The organism is Mycoplasma sp. 06067-C1-B144P-99-0482-3 (genome assembly GCF_051053925.1).
In the GTDB taxonomy this organism is placed as follows: domain Bacteria; phylum Bacillota_I; class Bacilli_A; order Mycoplasmatales; family Mycoplasmataceae; genus Mycoplasma; species Mycoplasma leachii.
On the sequence record NZ_CP144017.1, the window covers coordinates 756,620 to 775,266 of the forward strand.

The following is an 18,647-nucleotide window of genomic DNA, read 5'->3' on the forward strand; positions in this document are numbered from 1 at the left end:
TTATTTAATAACTAATTAATGTGATTCTAATGAAGTTTTAATAGCAAATTTTTTCTGTGGATAGAATTTTGAAGCTTGCTCATAAAAACTAATCTTATCTTGTAAAAATTGCATTTTTTTATTATGTAATTTAGTTAATCTATCTTTTCCAACAGAACCTTTTAATTCAGATTTTACTACCATATGTTTTTGCTTTTGAGTATTTTTAAATTCAGCTTTAAGTGATTTATATTTAGCTTTATCTTGTGCAGAAACTGATTGCTTCATTTTTTTATTTTCATTAACTAATTTCTTTAATAATTCTAATTGGCTAGCATAATGTTTTAATAATTCTTTATAATGTTGTTTAGCTTTTTGAATTTCATTTTTATAGTTATTTATTCATTTATTTTTTAAATTAATAATAATTTGTTTTTTTTCTTTTTTAAAATTATCTTTGAACTCTTTTTTTGAAGAACTTGTATGTAATAATTCTTCTTTTTTAGTTTTTATTAATTGTTCTTTTTCTACTAAAAATTTATTAAAACAATCAACGAATGTCTTTATATAAATAATTGATTTAACCTTAATAGTTTCTTTAATTTTATTAAAGAAAATGATAGTTTGTCATTGTCATGCAAAGCGACGTTTATTACTTTGAAATAATTTAATTTCTTCTAGTAAATATTGATGTTTTAATGGTAAAGGTAAATTATATATTTCAAAATAAGTAGTTCTTCTACTGTATCTAAACATATATCCACCTAGTAAACCAGCTCCAACATTTAATATAGCAGTTAGTACTAATAAAATAGCTAAGTGCATATTTAATTGTCAAGTTGCATATTGATTTGAAGTTTTAGTTAATACTTCAGCAGTTTGACCACCACCTTGACCAAACATAGCAACTGGACCAAATGGAGTAGCTAAACCAACTCCTTGTTGAGTAAATCCACGAACAATTTCATAACTATTTGAATTAATCATAAATACTGTTTGTTCTATATTTAAAATATTTTGACCGTAAACAATTACTAATATACCAGTAGCAGCAGCACCAATAAAATTAGTTATATAAACAGACACTGGATTCATTGAAATAATGTCAGCTTGAGATAATGGTTCTATTGAACAAGCAATAGTTTGTTTCTTTTCACCATATTTCATTCTTGCAAATAATACACCATTCATAAATGATGAACCCATAGCAGAAACACTACCTACTGCCATTGCTGAACCTTGTAATCCTAAACCAACGGCTAATGCCATTGATGATAGTGGTGAAGTTCCAACTACTGTTAAAAATCCCCCAACAACTATTGCCATTGGTATTGGTGATAAGTTTATAGCAACCTCAATAGATGATCCTATTCCTTTTAAAAGTGGAGCAACTACATTAGCTCCAAATTTTGCTGTTAAAGCAGTTAATGGAGCAATTATTAATAAAGCAATTATTAAATCTAAACCATCTGGAGCATATTTTTGTAATAATACTAATGCTCAATACATTGTATAACCAGCAACTAATCCGGCTAAAACGTTAAATGCACCAACTGTTGTTCTTAAATTCATTGCAAAAGTTGGCATATATTCTTTACTAAATATAGTTTTTAAAACATCTTTTTGATCAGTTATTAATAAATTAGGCTTAACACTTTCAAAAGTTTTTGATAATTCAGATCCTAGGTTATTTCCTTTAATTCATTCAGCAATAGCTCTTATTGAATTATCATCAGATAATAATTGTTGTCCTTTTGTAGTACTTGTATTTACTAAAGTTCTAGCAATAGATTTAGATATACCATCTACATCAACTGATAAACCTACTGCAAATACAGCTGTACCACATAAAATCGCAAATAATGGATTTCCACCCATTAAAATAATTACAAGTATTGTACAAGCTGGAGCTGCTAAAGTTCCTGCAACACTACCTATAACTTTAGTAAAATCACCAATTACTGGAATTCTTCCTAAAACTCAAAAGTTGAAAACTTCTATTAAAAAAGTAGCACAAACAGCTCCAGAAAGTCCCGACATTGCTCTTTTACCTTTAGGAACATAGTAAGAAAAAATTGTGAAAAATACCAACACTAACATTAGTAGTGATGTCCCTTTTAAAAAGGCAACAGCCTGTTGTCCAAATGATACTGACTGAGAAAATACTATAATATTAATTCACCTTTCTTTCTTTAAATTTTAAATATTTTTTTATTAATAAAATAGAAAATAAGACATTAAAAAAATTAAAAGTCTTATATGATATTAATTTTAAACTACTTTACTAAAACTTTAGTTAAATAAAAGGTGAATTTATTTAATAAGGTTATTATTTTATAAAATTATAGGTGAAATATTTTCTCAAAAGTAAGGATCACGACCTTTAGTGTTTTTTGGTCACCTTCATTTTGCAAATCAACTTAAGTTAATATAGTGTGGTCAAAAATTATACTCGTCAATTATTCCTACAACGTTTCATGTATCTAATGAACCACTAAATCAAGAACCAGCAAACATATTTTTCATTGTTTTAACTTTTGAAACATTTCAAGCTGTTCATTTGATTTGATATGAATTTTGCCTTCTATCAAAATCATGATATGCTGTTTTGCTAGTTCATTTTGTTGACAGATCAAGTTTAATTGTATGTCTAATATTACTAAACATCTCACTCATATCAATTACTTCAGAAGTGTCTCATTTAGAAATATCACCACAGCAAAACGATGATCCATAAAAAGCTTTTTTCATATTTTTTACATTAGATGTTTTTCAATTATTCAAATTCATGTTTATATAAGACTCTAAAAAAATTCCTTCTATATTTTCAACAAAATCAAGATTTCATTTTTCAAGATTTTTTACAATCTGATTTTGATTATTTTTAAAAGCATAAGATAAATTTCTTAAGAAAGCTGGTATGTGATCTGGAACTTCATTTGTTGATTTTTTAAATGGTTCAATTTGATATTTTTCTTTATCATTATAAAAAAAGCCAATTTTTATACATTTATTTCCATCATACTCTGCTTTAACTGTTTTTTTCTTTAAATACTCATATCTAGAATTTAATTCATTAATACTTGATTCTAATCTCTGATTTTCTTCTTTTAAATCTCTTATTTGATTTTGTTTTTCTAAATATTTATTAGATAACTCTTCTAATTGCTTTTCTTTTTCTTTGATTTTTTTGCTTTCTTCTCTAATTTTTTCTTTAAGTTCAGAAACTTGATTAATTAATAAATATCTTTTATCTTCTAAGTCTTTTTTCTTTTGAAAATAAGTATTAATATCAGAATCTAATTTTTCTTTTTGCTCATTTAACAATTTATTTTTTTGTATAATTTCATCTAATTTATTTTTTAAACTTGTATTTGCTTTAATTCATTCATCAATTTGGATTTGTGCATTATCATTTTCAACTTTTAAACCATTTGCTTGTTTTTCTTTTTGTTCTTTATCAAATATTAATTTTTTTAAATCTTTTTCTTGAAGTTCAATACCTTGTTCAACTTTTTTAATTTGTTCTTCTAATTCTTTACTTTTTTTAAATTCTTTTTCATATTTTAAATTAATATCATTTGTACTATTATCAATTTTTTGAATTTTAGAATTAATTTCATTTAATTTATCTTGAGCAATTTTAGCCTCCTTACTTTTAGAAATAAATTCTTTTTGTTTATCAGTTATTTGTTTTTCTAATTCATCTTTTTTGTTATTTAAATCAGTTAGTCTTAATTCATTTTGTACTTTTATTTTTTCTAATTCTTTTAATTTCGTATTATCAATTTGATTAATTTGTTTTAGTTTATTAATTTCTTTTTCATTCTTATTATTTTCTTCTTCTATTTCTTTAATGTTTAATAGTAATGTTTCTCATTGTGATTTTAATATAGAAAGTGATTGATCATTTTTACTTTCTTTAGAAATTTCTGTTTGGATTTGTTTTTCTAAATTTGTCTTTTGAATATCTAAATTTGCTTTTTCATTTTTTAATTCATCTAAAGTATCTTTAGTTTTTTTAAATTCTAATTTTGATATTTCTTTAAGTTTTATTAACTCTTCTTTTTTAGATTTACTTTTTAAAATTTCTTTTTCTACTTGATGTGTTTTTTCTTTTAATTCTTTAACTTGTAATTCTAAATTTTTAATTTCTTTGATATTTATGTTTTTTTGAGTAGTTGCATCAGATAAATTTTGTTTAACTTCTTTAATTTGTTTAGTTAATAAACTGATTTTTTCTTGGTCTTTTTTAGAAATTTGATCAATAGAGTTAATTTGTGAATTTAAATTTTCAATTTGTTTATTTATAGTGTTCTTTTTATTAGTTAATAAATTTAATTCTTCTATTTTACTTGTTTCTTGTTCTTTTAAACTATTGATTTCTTTTTGTATTTTATTAATTTCTTTAAGTAATTGTTGTTTTTCTAATTCAGTCTTATTAATTTGTTCATTATATTTATTAACATTTGTTTCTAAACTAGAAATTTCATTTTGTAGTTGTTCTAATTTAGATAGTTGTTTTGGTTGACTCAGATTTTTTTTACTACAAGCACTTAAAGTTGTAGCTGATAGCATACTAATAGTTAATGTTGATAAAACGTATAAAAGTTTTTTCATAATACTTACCTACTGATATTTAGTTAAAATATTTACTCACCATCTCAAAGTGTCTTGTTGTTTTTTTAATGGTTCTTTTTTTTCTTCTAATTGTCTTATTTGTTCATCAGCTTGACTAATGTTTTCTTCAATTTTAATAATTTGAGTTTCTAAATCCTTAAATTTAATTTTACTTTCTTTAAAACTTTCAGTTAGATTTTGAATTTCTAATTCATAATTATTAACTTGATTAATAATTTGCTCATTTTCAGTTCTAATTGCTTTAATTTTTTCATTTAAATTATTGATTTGAACTTCTAAACTTTGTTTTTCTAAAGTTAGTTCTTCTATTTTTTTAGATAAATCACTTTCTTCACCAGCTAGTTCTCTTAATTTTTGCGTTAATTGCTCTCTTTTTTGTTTGGCTGAATCTATTAAATTATCAAGAGATTTATTTTGAGAAACTAAACTATTAATTTGATTTTGTATTTCTGAATTTGTATTAATCAATAATTTTAATTTATTATCATTATTTGAATTAGTGCTAATTAAAATTTGTAAATTAGATTTTCTAGCTTCTAATTCTTTAGTTTTTGTATTTAATTCAGATTCTTTAGATTTAATTAAATTAGATAATTTACTAATTTCAGTTAGAATTTGCTGATTTTTTTGAGTTAATTCATTTAAATTATTTATAAGTATAGAGTTATTATTACTTATTTCTTTTATAGAGTTTTGATTATTTTGTAATACTTTTGTTAATTTATCAATTAAATCATTATTATTTTGATTATCATTTCCTAGTTTAATTAATGTATTAGTTATTTCTAGTGTTTTATTATTTAGTTGTTCTAATTTTTTATTATTATTTTGAATTTGCTTTTCTAAATGACTAATTTCTTTAGATTTTAAATTATTTGAATTTTTAATCTGATCAAATTGATTTTTTAATTGTTTAATTTCATTTAATAAACTAGAATTTTGAGATTCTAAAACATTTATTAATTGTTTTGTACTTACAATTTGATTATTATTATTCTTAATTTCTTTTTCAAAATTAGTAATTAAAACTTTTAAATTGTTATTTTTATTAATTAAATTTGTTTTAATTTGAGTATTATTTAATATTTGATTGTTTAAAGTATTAATTTCTGTTTGTAATTTATTAATTTCTAAATTAATTTGTTCAAATTCTTTTAAGTTATTATTTTTATTTGTCTCTAATTCTACTAGTTTTTTAGAATAATCATTTTTTAAATTAGTTAAAAAATCTAGTTTTTTCTGATTTGCTATTAATTTTTGATTATTTTGATTAATATCTAGTATTGCTTTTTGTTTTTGATTTTCTAAGTTATTAAGTTTAGCTTCTAGTTCTTTTAAGCTAATAGTTTTTAATAAATTTTTATTTTGTTTAAATTCTTTAATTTCACTTATTTGTTTATTATAAATAGATTGTAAAGAACCATATTTATTATTTAATTCAACTTTGTATTGCTCTAATTGTTCTTCTAAACTAACTTTTTTTGAAAATCTAAAATTGTTAAAATTTAAAACAGCTAGAATAGTTGTTGAAAATAATACTAACCCAGTTGTAGATATTATTTTTAGAACTTTTCTAAAATCTAGTTTTTTGCTAATCTGTTTTAGGCTATTTATTTTTTCTAACCTATATAATGGTAATAACTTTAAAGCTTTTTTCATAATTAATCTCCTTTAAACTTTTTATTCATTATAGTATTAGAAAAAAATTTAAAAAGTTAACTATTTTATTAAAAAAAAATAAAAAACCTCAGTCTTTTCAAACTGAGGTTTGTTTATAAGTTTAATTATTTTTTAATTTTTTTAACAATAATAAATGTAGTTGTAATTGATGCTAATAAACCAATTACTCCTAAGACAAAAAGTGCTTCTTTTGTGCGTAATTCACTTTTTAAACTTGAAAATAAACTATTATAGTTTTTAATTTCATTTTTTTCTTTTTGATCTTTACTTAATTCTAAGTTAGTTGGGTTTTTTAATAATTCATGAACTAAATTAGGTTCAACAAAACTAGTTTGACTAAAATTTGGGTTTTTTAATTTACTAGTATCTTTATTAACAACATCTTGAATAAAACTTCGATTAAATAATTTTCTAGTTTCATTAAATGGGTTAAAATTAAATTTAATATCTGGGTTAACTCCATATTCTAAACTTTGATGATTTTTATTAGTCAAAACATAATTACTACTTAACTGAACAATATCACCAGTTGGTAAAATTGCTCGACTAATAGCTGAAGCTCCACCTGCAGTTTTAAATCCAATTACTTTAGCCACATTATTATCTTTTACTAATTGAGGAAAAATGTTTCCTGCTGAAAATGAAAATGGGGAAGTTAAAACATAATAATTAAAATCATACTTTTTAAATCTTGATTTAATAGTTTCAACTTTTTGTTCTTTAGTTAATGGATTATATGAATAAGATTTAAATGGTTTATCAGTTAAAAATCCCATAATTTCATAAGCAGTTCCTAAAAGACCACCACTATTAAAACTAACATCTAAAACAATATTTTTTACATTATTTTTCTTAGCTTCAATTAAACTTTGTTCAATTTTTTTAGCTGAATCTATTTCAAAGTTTTTAAATGAAATAATACTTGTTTTTTTATCTGGAGTATAAACATTTTTGTAGTTTAGATCTTTGTTATAATAAACACTTAATCTTCTTGCAATATCTTTATACTTATCAGATCTAGGTGTAGAAGTATTTAAAACAGCTCTATTAATAATATCTAAATTTTTATTATAATATCCAGTTAATAAATAAGATGAATGTAAATCATCTAATTGTTCAATTAAATATCTACTTGTTAAATAGTGAGTTGTATTGTCTGCTTTAATGTATTTTTCATACTTTTTAAACAAATCTTTATATGAAGCATTTTTATCTAATTTAATTCCATAATAATGATCAAATAAAAATCCTAAATATTTATGTTGAAAGTCTTTTAAACCAGGTGATATAGTATTTACATTATTAAAATATGATTGTTTTAATTGTTTTAAAAAATCAACTCTTCTTAATGTCTTACTATATGCAAATAGATTTATTCTTTCTCCATTAAAATACAATTGAACATTAGATTGATTTAAAAATAATTGATTAATTAAAACTAATGGTAAATATAAATCTTTTTTATCATTTAAAACATCAATTCCATATTTTTTTAAATCAAATACAATATGTTTATTTTTATTTAAAATTTTAGTATCTAAAAAATCAATATTTAAATCTTCTTCTCCACGTCTATAAAAAACAAAAATATCAGTGAAAAAATCATTATCAGATACTGTAATTGTATTATTTTTGCTATCAATTTCTAATTGATAATCTGTATTGTTTTGAGAATTATTTGAATATTTGGTAACTGAGTTTAAAGTTACTTTATCTTTATTAAATTTATAAGTAATTTCTTTTTCTTTAAAAAAAGTACTATTATGTGTTGGTTTTACTCTTATTTTAGAAAAACTAATTAGTCCATCTAAAGCTTTTAAGAATTCTTTAACCCCAATATAAGCAACACCATTATGATTGTGTAAATTAATTTTTGTATTTAGATATTTATTATCTATTAAATTTACATAATCATAAGCTTTTAATTCAAAGCCTGAATTAGAACTACTTAAAAACCTTTTGGTTATTAAAAGATTATTTTCAGTAGTTAAATTGTTAATGACTGCTATTGGTGCAAATATACTAAAAGCACCTAAACTTATAGCGCTTAGTTTTGTAACTAATTTCATAATCTTCTTCTCCCTTTTTTGCCTACTAATATATTAGTATAATTAGTAACTTAATTAACAAAAATACTATTTTTTTAAATAATTTTTTGTAAATAAAATTTAAACTAAAAAAACACTTGTACAAAAAGATTTTATTCTTCTACAAATTCTCCATTTTTATAAACAAATGTTTTAATATTATTTTTTATAGTTTCTTCTAGTAGTTCATTTCAAAAAATATTTTCTTCTAATTTAATTGCAATATTTAATTTTGGTTTAATAATTGGATCTTTTGGTACAAACATACTACATACATCATCAAAAGGTAAAATAGAAGTTTGATAAGTATCTATAAATTTAGCAATTTTAATAATTTCTTCTTTATCATAAGTAATTACAGGCCTTAAAATAGGTAAATCACTTACATTATTAATTACATTAATACTTTGAATTGTTTGACTAGCAACTTGTCCTAGACTTTCACCAGTAATAATTGCTTTATTGTTATTATTTTTAGCAATGATATTTGCAATTCTTAAAAACATTCTTCTCATAATTGTAATTTTATAACTAGGTTCAATTAAGTGCTGTAATTCTTGTAATAACAAATTAAAATTACAAATATGTAACTTAAAATTAGATATATTATATTTTGCTAATTGTCTTGCTAAACTAAAAACTTTATCTAAAGCTTGATGTGAAGTATGAGGCGGAGTCATAAAATGAATAAAATCTACTTGCATACCTCTTTTTAAAGTTAAAAAAGCGCTAACTGGTGAATCAATTCCTCCACTTAATAAACACAATCCTTTATCACTAATTCCAACTGGTAAACCTTTTAATCCATCAATCCTATTATCAAAAACATCAACATGATCTTTTTTAACAACTATTTCAATTACTAATTCTGGGTTATGTACATCAACTATTAAATGATTAGTATTTTTTAAAATTTCACTTGCTAAAATGTGTTTTAATTCTATACTTGTATAACTAAATGATTTATCTTTTCTACTTACTTCTAGTTTAAAAGTTTTAACTTTTGAATTTTTAGCAATTTCTAAAACTGCTTTTTTAATTTGATCTAAATCTTTATTAACATAATTAATAATTGAAATTGAATAAATACCAAATACGGTTTTTAGTTGTTTTAAAACATCAATTTCTAGTTCATCTTTAATTTCTAAAGTTAAAGAATTATGATCTTTTATAAACTTAATATCTTCTTTGTTAAATTGTTTTAATTTGAATTTAATATTTGAAATTAACTTATCTATAAATTGGAACCGATTATTTCCTTTTAAAGTTAATTCGCCATATCTAATTAATATATATTTCATAACTGTACCTATAATTGATTTTTTCTAATTAAATGAATACCTAAATTAATTGCTTTTTTATAATCTTTTTCATTATATTTATTAATAATTTCTAAAAAAACATTACTATTTGATGAATCAGTTAAATGTTTAGAAATATAAATAATAATTTCTTGAGCCATTTTATTAATAACTACAACTTGTTGAATACTTAAATGTAATTGCTCAACTTGGTCTAATTGATTATCTAATTGAGTATTTAAAATTAATAAAGAATCATAATCATTTACAAAATTGTTAGTTTCTAATTCTAAATTTTTATTAATAAAATTAATAATTAAAAACTTATTATTAATAATTTCTTTATAATGAGTTCAATCGATTAAATCTTCATACTTTTTCATTATTGCTTCACTAGTTAATAGTAAAGTTTTTATGCTATCATATTTTGTTTCTAAATCTCTTAAGACTACAATTTTAGTTTTTAAAAATGTTTTAATATCAATAAGTTGAGTGTAATACTTTTCTAATTCTGATAAAACAATACTAATATAATTAACTGAATCAGTTAATAAACTATCTAATTGAATAAAATTAGATCTTAATTTTTCATATTTGTTATTAATTTTAGTTCTAATTAAATTAAAATTATTTTTAATTTTTTCAAATGCAATTTTTATATCACTAATATCGTTATTTAAATTACTATTAAAGTTAATCAAGTCTTCAGTTTTGATAATTTCAGTATTAAAAGCTAATAATATAGTTCTAATATTTTTAACATTAGTTTCAAACAAAACTAAAACTTGTTCATCATATTCTAAAATAACATCTAAGTTTTGAATGTTTTTAATTAGTGATTCAACAATCAAAAAAGCTTGTTGAGTTTTAGCATTAAATAAAAGTTTTTCAATATCTTGTTTTTTTTCTAAAAACTGATTTTCTAATAAATAAATTTGAGAACTAATTAATTGGTTATTTTCTTGTTTAGTATCTAGTTGTAATTTATTTTTAATTTCTTGTAGTTTTGAATCTAAAACACCGTTAAATTCAAAAAACTTAGTAATTTTATAGTGATCATCTAAAAATTTAATATATTCAACAACATTATTACTTAAAAAATTTAATTTACTATATGCTTCTTTAAAATTTCCTATTTTAATATAATACTCACAAACTATCATTTTTTTAAAAAAAGTTTCTTGATAGTTACTAATTATCTTTTTATCAATATTTAGTTCGTTATTTTCTTGTTCTTTTAATACAATATCAGATAAATCATTTATATGATTTTGTAAAACAATACGATAGTCTCTTAATAAAAATTCAGCTTTAGTTACTTTTTGAGTCTCTAAATAAATTTGATTAACTTTTTGATAAATATTTTTGCTAGTTTTATAAAGTTGACGAGTTCTATAAAAGTTTTTTATACTTAAAACTCTAAATAAAATTTTTTTAGAATAAGAATTTAAAGCAAAATGTTCTTTAGTTTGATTAATTAAAATATCTAATTGTTCATTATAAATTTCATTATATTTAAATTTTCAAATTTCTAAGGCTTTTTTTAAATTTTTATTATTAGAATTATTTACAATAAAATTCATTCTAACTAAACGACTAGCTAGAGGATGTTTTAATATTTTTTCAATATTTAAAAAAGTAAAATGTAGATTTTTTAAAGTATTTCTATAAATGTATAATTTAAAAATGGTAAAAAGACTACAAAAAAAAGCTAGTATAAAAATAATTAAAAATATAAGATTAGTAAATTTAATTTCACTTAATTTTGAAATTATAATCATTGCTTCAAAAAACATACTAGCTCCCTTTTAAACAAAATATATTATACCAAAATACAATAGTGATTATCTTATTGCAATTCTATTGATACAGTTAAAAAATAAGATATAATAAATAAGTTATTTACTATATTCTGCAGATAATTATAAATTAGGTGCTGTCTATTTTTTATAAAAGTAAGTTTTAGCAGTAAAACTGAATTAATAGACTGACTAGTTTAGGAATTATTTAAGATATTTTAATAACCATATTTAAATTAAGGAGAATCTTTATGTCAAGATTTATAGGATCAACATTTAAAAAGTCTCGTAGATTTGGTTTTTCAATTCTTGAAACTGGAAAAGAATTTAGCAAAGGTAAAAAAAGAATAACAACACCAGGTCAACATGGTAAAGAAAGAGCTAAAGTTAAAGTTTCTGAATACGGTCAACAATTACAAGAAAAACAAAAAGTTAAATTTATGTATGGACTAAGTGAAAGACAATTTAGAAATACTTTTGCAAAAGCTAAAAAAATGCAAGGAATTTTAGGAACTAGTTTTTTAGTTTTATTAGAATCAAGATTAGATAATATTGTTTATAGATTAGGGTTTAGTGCTACTAGACAAGGTGCTAGACAATTAGTAAACCATGGTCATATTTTAGTAAATGATAAAAAAGTAGATATTCCTTCATATTTATTAAGCGTTGGTGATTTAGTTGAGGTTAAATCATCAATGAAAAAAAATGAAAAAGTTTTAGAAGCATTACAAAATAATGAAGCAACTTTAGAATTTGTTAAAGTTAATAAAAATGAAGTTAAGGGTGAATTTGTAAGACTTCCAGAAAGAAATGAATTAAATAGTGAAATTAGTGAATCACTAATCGTTGAATGATACAACCGTTTAATTAAAAAATAATAATTAGATAATAATAAAAAAAATCAAGCTACAAAAAAGCTTGATTTTTTTAATTTCTAAAAATTAGATTTTATTTAATTTCAAATTAATTAATTCTTGCTTTATTTCTTTTATACTTTTATTCATAGAACTATTTATAGCTGCTAAGATTGTTCCTTCAACTAAAGCAGCATCAATTATTTCTACTTTTTGTTGAATTTCTGGTTCTAATAATTCAATTGCCATTTGAGCATTCATTAAAGCTGAACCTAAATCAAATAAAATAATAGCTCCATCATTTTGATCAAAAGCTTGATAAATTGCTTTTAAAACTAAATCAATATCAGTACCAATATTATTTTCTTTAGTTCCACCTGCTGGAATAATTTTGACATTATTTGCCATTTGTTTAGCAAGTTCAACAACACCTTGAGCTATTTTGCTACTATGTGAAATCACTACTATTCCTACCATATATTCCTTAAATATTCTCACTAATACATTTCAATATTAAATAACTAGAATAAGCACCAGGATCTTTATGCCCAACGCTTCTTTGTCCTAAATAACTAGCTCTACCTTTTTTAGCAATAATTTCTTTAGTAGCTTCAACTCTTTTATAAGCTAATTCAACTGCTTTAACTAAAATATCTTTTGCTAAATATTTTTGATTTATTAAATCTTTTATTAAATCACTAACAGGTTGTAAAACATCTAACATTGTTTTATCACCAACATTAGCTTTTCCACGAATTTTAATACCATCAACTGCTTGTTGTAAACAAATAGAAAAATCATTTATATCAATTTCTCCTTTATTATTAATAGAAATTGCTGCTTTTAAAAATGCAGTTCCATATAATGGGCCAGAAGCGCCACCAACATTTGAAACAAGTACCATTCCTACTTTTTTAAAAATACTTCCTATATCATCATATGAATTATTTTTTAATTCTTCAACAACTTTTAAAAAACCTCTAGACATATTATGACCATGATCACCATCACCAATAGCTGCGTCTAATTGTGAAAGTTCTTCTTTATTTTCATTAATAACTTTAGCTATTTTTATTAACACTTCTTTAACACTATCTACATTTAAACTCATTTAATACCTCTTTTATTTACAAATAAAATATCTATTAAAGTTCTTATTTAAATTATACTATTAAAAAAACTATTCATAGTTCATATCCCCCGAACCCCATATTCCGGACTAAAAATCCAGGAAATGGGGTTTTTATATGTCCAAATTAGATTTAGAAAAAAAGTTAAAAATTGTTAAAGAAGCTAAAAAACTTAATGTAAAAAGGAGCACTTATTTAGCAAATAAGTATAATATTTCAGATTCAACTGTAAAAAATTTAATTAATGGATTTGAAGCATTCGGAATTGAAGGACTTATTAATAAGGATAAAAAACCTTATTATAGTCCAAAATTAAAACTCAAAATTGTATTATATAAACTTAAAACTAATCAGTCTTATGATGAAATTGCAAGAAAATTTAATATTGTTTATTCATCAACTATAGCTGGATGATTTAAAAAGTATAAAGAATATGGATTTTTAGGGTTAAATAATAATATAGGGAGACCTAAGAAAAATATGAAAAACCCTAATAAAAAACCAACTAAAATAAAGAAATCTCAAGTAGAAATTAACAATGAACAACAGATTAAGGAATTAAAAGAACAAGTTGAATACTATAAGTTGGAGGCTGAATTCTGAAAAAAGTTCCACACCTTGTTGACAAAACAAAAATCAACAAGGAAAAAACAAAAGTAGTTTTAGAATTACTAAAAACACACAAAAAAGTTAAAATTTCTATTCTCTTAAAAATAGCCAAGCTGCCTAAATCTTCTTTTTATGAATGAAAACATAAGTTAGAAAATACAATAGATAAAAACAAAGAATTAAAGGAAATGATTGTTGATATTTTTAACAAATCATTTGAAACATATGGGTATAGAAGGCTAAAAATAGCTTTAGAATCAAAAGGATATATTGTTAATCACAAAAAAATTTTAAGGTTAACTAAAGAGCTTGGTGTTCAGTGTATCAAATTTAGAACAAAAAATGGAAGATATAGTTCTTATAAAGGAACTGTTGGAAAAATTGCAGATAATGTTTTAAAAAGAAATTTTCATTCTTTACAAGAAAACAAAGTTTGATGCACTGATGTAACAGAGTTTAAAGTTAATGGTCAAAAGTTATATTTATCACCAATTATTGATCTTTACAATGATGAAATTATTTCATATTCGATTCAAACTAATCCTAACTTAAACTTAACAAATTCAATGCTAGAAAAAGCACTTAAAAAGGTTAAAAATACAAATGGTTTGTTAATTCACTCTGATCAGGGATTTCATTATCAACACATTAGCTGAGTTAAAAAACTAGAAGAAAATAACATAACACAAAGTATGTCTAGAAAAGGTAATTGCTTAGATAATGCTATTATAGAAAACTTCTTTGGTTTATTAAAACAAGAAATTTATTATGGTGAAAAATATAATTCAGTAGAAGAGTTAACTAAAAGGATTCATAAATATATTTATTGATATAACAACATAAGAATAAAAGAAAAATTAAAAGGATTGTCTCCTGTACAATCCAACTAAAAGGATTGTCTCCTGTACAATTCAGAAAACAATCCTGTTATAATATTGAAAAATTTTAGTCCGTGTTTATGGTAGCGGGGGTTTTAAGAGCTTTTATTAATTTATAGTTATTTGATGAGAATTAGAAGCTAAAGAGTTATTATTGGCTTTAGTTCTAATTTCATATGTTGCAGGTTTTAAATTTTCTATTTTATTACTAATAATGTCTTCTCATTGTGAATTTTTATTAATAACACGATATTGCATTATATTATCAACACCAATTATAGTATTTGGTTTTTCTAATTTTACAATATTATAAACATCATTTGTTTTAGTGATTTGAACATTTTGTATATCAGAAGCAAATTTATCAAAACTATCTTTTCATCTAAATTGCAATCTGCCAAGAACTATATTTTCTGCTATAAAACTTTCTGTTTTAATATCTATTCATTGATTTAGATTATTTCTATATTGCATTCCTGATTTTACATTAGAAATTAAAACTTCATTTTCACCAACAGCTTTAACTATTGCTTCAGGTTTTTTATCAAATTTTTTAACTTCAAATTCAACTGAATTATCAGATAAATTAAATTTAAATCCTCTTTTTTTAATATCAGTTAATTTAACAGCAACTTTATTGAAATTTGTAAAATGATCTAAATATAAAATGTATGAATTTTTATCTTGTTCAACTTCTTTTATTAATGCGTTTTTAATAATAAAGTTTTTTATTTTTAAATTATCAACTTTTTGATTAAAAGTTATTTTAATTGCATAATCACCTAATGCTTTAGACTTATTGTTATTTTGATATTTTTCAATTTTTTCAACTTTAATCTCTTTTATATCTATTGTTTTTTCTTCTTTTAAATTGTAGTTTATCATTTTATAAGAAGTATAAGCAGAACCATCTCTAATAAATTGAAAATTTTGTATTTGAAAACCAGATTCTTGTATTGCTTTTGAAATTTCATTATACATATTTTGGTGAGTTTTAACTTGTAATTTTTTAGGATAAAAATTTTTAGATTCATTTAAATGTTTATCAATTAAAGTATCTATATCTTCTTTATTCTTTATAAAATTAGAAAGCTTTAAATTTCTAAAACGTTCACCAAAATTTCTTGTTTTTCTAACAAAAACATCATCTTTAGTAAAGTCATCATCATGTAATAAGAAAAATCTGTATTCTTGTTTTTGATTGTTTTCTATATGATCAGAAGTAGTGTCAAGATGGTATCATTCACCATCAATTTCAACTAAATTTTAAACATGTTTTACTCCATTAGGATCACGTGGGCTAATATCACTTGTAATTAAAGTACATAAAATTCCTAATTCATCCATTAACATTTGAAACCCTTTAGCATAACCAGTACATACTGTACTTTTATTAACTAAAGCTGAATAAGCAGATTGATTATCATAACTATTAGATATGTTATAGTCAAATTTAACTTCTTTTGTCATCCAATCATATGCTTTAGTGATTTTTTCTAAAGTAGGTAAATTTCTTCATTGATCGGCAATTTTTTTAGCTTCTAGTTTTGCTTTTTGAGTATTAACTTCATGAATAGGAACGATTGTAACTTCTATTTTATACAAACTACCTTTATGTTCAGATCATAATTCAACAACATCAACATCAGAACTATTTTTATGTTTTTTTCTGAAATTGTTCCATCAGAATTTAAATTAATCAATGAATTATCATCATTTTCATTTACAGATAATAATTTGTCGTTTGGAATTCTTAGCCTTTGATATCAAGTAACATTTTGAATTTCTTGATTATTTTTAGAATCAAGTAATTTTAATTTTTCAACTTGATTTTCTTTATCTAAAGTTATATATTTTCTTTCTAGTTTAAATTTAGGATGAGAATAATAATTTGATGGAATCTTTAGTTAAGTTTTTTTCTTTAAATTCTTCTATATGTTGTTTAGGATAAAAATTATGTAATTTTTTTAAAGATGTTTTTGTTGATGAAGAAAAATTTAAAGAATCCAAAATTTAATTATTTTTAAAATTATTTAAATTTGATTCAGAACTTATAGTTGGTTTTTTATTAGCATTTGGAATTGTTGGGATTTGTTATGTTTTTGAATTACTAGTTAAATTATGATTTTTAAAAGATAAACCGCAACTAGTTGGAAGAATAACTAATAAACTAAAAGATAAAGAACTTAATATTATTTGTTTTTTACAAAGTATATTAAGAAATTTATCATTTTTGCCACTATAGGTTTAAAATATCAATAATATTGTCAGTATATTTCTTTTCACTTGTATAGTGTCATTTTTTAGTTGTACCATCTAAATACTTATTAGCTGAACTTAATCTTTCCATTATTTGATTAAATGAAAATCTCTCTGTTAATCCTTTTTCTTCAAATTCTTTTTTCATTCTTGAAGTGATTATAGAACTTATTAAGTTTATAAATTCAGTAGCAATTACACTTGTGTTTTGCTGTACTCTTACAAAATCCAGTTCAACAATGTTTTTATAGAAGTTGAAAAATTCTTCAATTTCTCATCTTGTTTTGTAAAGATCATATATTTGTTTTAAAGATAAATCTTCGTTGGAAATAAAAGTAATTGTTCCAAAAAGATTTTCTTTTTCTTGTAAAAGTTCGTTATTAAAACTTTGTTCACGATTAACTTTATCTAAATAAGCTCTTCTTTCTTGGCTGTAGTCATTTGTGCTTTTAAATGAATATAAAAATTCGCCTTGATCTAGTTTTGCTTTTTTACATAAAATAATATCCTCATCAGAATTGAAAGTCATTTCATATTTAGATAACTCTAAAGCTTTGATTCTTTTATCGTTTCTTTTAATAGGGAAAAGATTTTTAACATTTTTCTTTTGAGTATTTAATTTATCTAAACTTTCTTTAGAAAGAATTCCTTTATCTCCCATGATTAAGCAATTATTTAGTGAAAATTCATCAATAAATCTATTGAACGCCATTGTATCTAGTGTGTTTCTTTGAAAAACCTTACTTGCAATGGGTTCTTTTTTGTTTAGGTCAAAAGCATATAGAACAGAAATGTTTTGCACCCCTTTAGTTCTAGCTTTTCACGATCATTTTGTAAAATCAGAACTTTTAGAACTACATTTTTTTAACATACCATCAATTACAATAGTAGATCCAGGAGAAACAGTATCGATTCTATTTTGAATGAATTGTTTGATGTATTTGTAGTTATATCCTAACTTTTCTAAAAACCTTGAAATGTTACTAGATGAAAGTCCTATACCTGGAAATTGTTCAGAGAAAAATGAACATTGATATTTTCTATTAATTTCTCGATTAGTGATATTTCCATAAGCTGCTCTAATAATTGCTATTGCATAAATTATTTTTGCATCTGAAGGATTATAAACTTTGCAAAGATCTTCAAATACATCTTTTGATAATTTATAAGCAATTTCAGTTCTTCCGAATTGTTTTATGTCACACAAAGCAAAGTTGAGTCTACTTGTTTTAGTTTCTACATATTCAAAGTTTATTATTTCACCGATTTTACCCAGTTCTACAGGAACAGATTTTCCATTTTTTCAAACACTTGTTCTTTTAATAACATCATATCTATTTCCATTTTTCTTTACTCTTGTATTTTTTGGTCTTTCGACAGCTAATATCTCTTTTGGTATAGGCATTTTCCTTCTCCTTATGTAGTGCTTT

The 18,647-nt window shown here is 22.4% G+C and carries 11 protein-coding genes and 1 pseudogene; 2 read left to right on the forward strand and 10 right to left on the reverse strand.

Annotated elements, in window-relative coordinates; all coding sequences use genetic code 4:
- Positions 1–15: 15 nt before the first annotated feature.
- The 6 genes from V2P32_RS03360 to V2P32_RS03385 form a co-directional block, all read right to left on the reverse strand.
- Positions 16–2,079: a PTS sugar transporter subunit IIC gene (locus tag V2P32_RS03360; RefSeq protein WP_434343310.1), complete on the reverse strand. Its 2,064-nt coding sequence runs from the start codon at positions 2,077–2,079 to the stop codon at positions 16–18.
- Positions 2,080–2,313: 234 nt separating this feature from the next.
- Positions 2,314–4,599 (reverse strand): BspA family leucine-rich repeat surface protein, encoded by a 2,286-nt coding sequence (locus tag V2P32_RS03365; RefSeq protein WP_434343311.1) that lies wholly within the window; start codon positions 4,597–4,599, stop codon positions 2,314–2,316.
- A gap of 9 nt (positions 4,600–4,608) precedes the next feature.
- Positions 4,609–6,279 (reverse strand): hypothetical protein, encoded by a 1,671-nt coding sequence (locus V2P32_RS03370; protein ID WP_434343312.1) that lies wholly within the window; start codon positions 6,277–6,279, stop codon positions 4,609–4,611.
- A gap of 125 nt (positions 6,280–6,404) precedes the next feature.
- The gene (locus V2P32_RS03375) at positions 6,405–8,369 is read right to left on the reverse strand and encodes a S41 family peptidase (protein WP_434343313.1); all 1,965 of its coding nucleotides are present in this window, start codon (positions 8,367–8,369) and stop codon (positions 6,405–6,407) included.
- Between the two features lie 131 nt (positions 8,370–8,500).
- Positions 8,501–9,688 (reverse strand): tRNA uracil 4-sulfurtransferase ThiI, encoded by a 1,188-nt coding sequence (gene thiI, locus V2P32_RS03380; RefSeq protein WP_434343314.1) that lies wholly within the window; start codon positions 9,686–9,688, stop codon positions 8,501–8,503.
- An 8-nt stretch (positions 9,689–9,696) separates the two neighbouring features.
- Positions 9,697–11,484: a hypothetical protein gene (locus tag V2P32_RS03385; RefSeq protein WP_434343315.1), complete on the reverse strand. Its 1,788-nt coding sequence runs from the start codon at positions 11,482–11,484 to the stop codon at positions 9,697–9,699.
- Positions 11,485–11,738: 254 nt separating this feature from the next.
- Between V2P32_RS03385 and rpsD the strand changes: the two genes are divergently transcribed.
- Positions 11,739–12,365 (forward strand): 30S ribosomal protein S4, encoded by a 627-nt coding sequence (gene rpsD, locus V2P32_RS03390; protein ID WP_434343316.1) that lies wholly within the window; start codon positions 11,739–11,741, stop codon positions 12,363–12,365.
- A gap of 63 nt (positions 12,366–12,428) precedes the next feature.
- Here the strand turns inward: rpsD and dhaM are convergent, their stop codons facing one another.
- The gene (dhaM, locus tag V2P32_RS03395) at positions 12,429–12,818 is read right to left on the reverse strand and encodes a dihydroxyacetone kinase phosphoryl donor subunit DhaM (protein WP_013447595.1); all 390 of its coding nucleotides are present in this window, start codon (positions 12,816–12,818) and stop codon (positions 12,429–12,431) included.
- 7 nt (positions 12,819–12,825) lie between these two features.
- Entirely contained in the window at positions 12,826–13,452 is a 627-nt protein-coding gene (gene dhaL, locus V2P32_RS03400; protein ID WP_434343317.1) for a dihydroxyacetone kinase subunit DhaL, read from the reverse strand.
- Positions 13,453–13,588: 136 nt separating this feature from the next.
- Here dhaL and V2P32_RS03405 point away from each other — a divergent pair.
- Positions 13,589–14,970, forward strand: a protein-coding gene (locus V2P32_RS03405; protein WP_434343318.1) for an IS3 family transposase whose coding sequence is annotated in 2 segments (ribosomal slippage) — positions 13,589–14,081 and positions 14,081–14,970 — 1,383 coding nt in all. Because the reading frame shifts where the segments join, the coding sequence is not laid out codon by codon here.
- Positions 14,971–15,066: 96 nt separating this feature from the next.
- Here V2P32_RS03405 and V2P32_RS03410 read toward each other — a convergent pair.
- Positions 15,067–17,172, reverse strand: a pseudogene (locus tag V2P32_RS03410) (MAG6410 family transglutaminase-related lipoprotein).
- A gap of 25 nt (positions 17,173–17,197) precedes the next feature.
- Positions 17,198–18,622, reverse strand: coding sequence for a transposase (locus V2P32_RS03415; protein WP_434343319.1), 1,425 nt, complete (start codon positions 18,620–18,622; stop codon positions 17,198–17,200).
- Positions 18,623–18,647 lie beyond the last annotated feature (25 nt).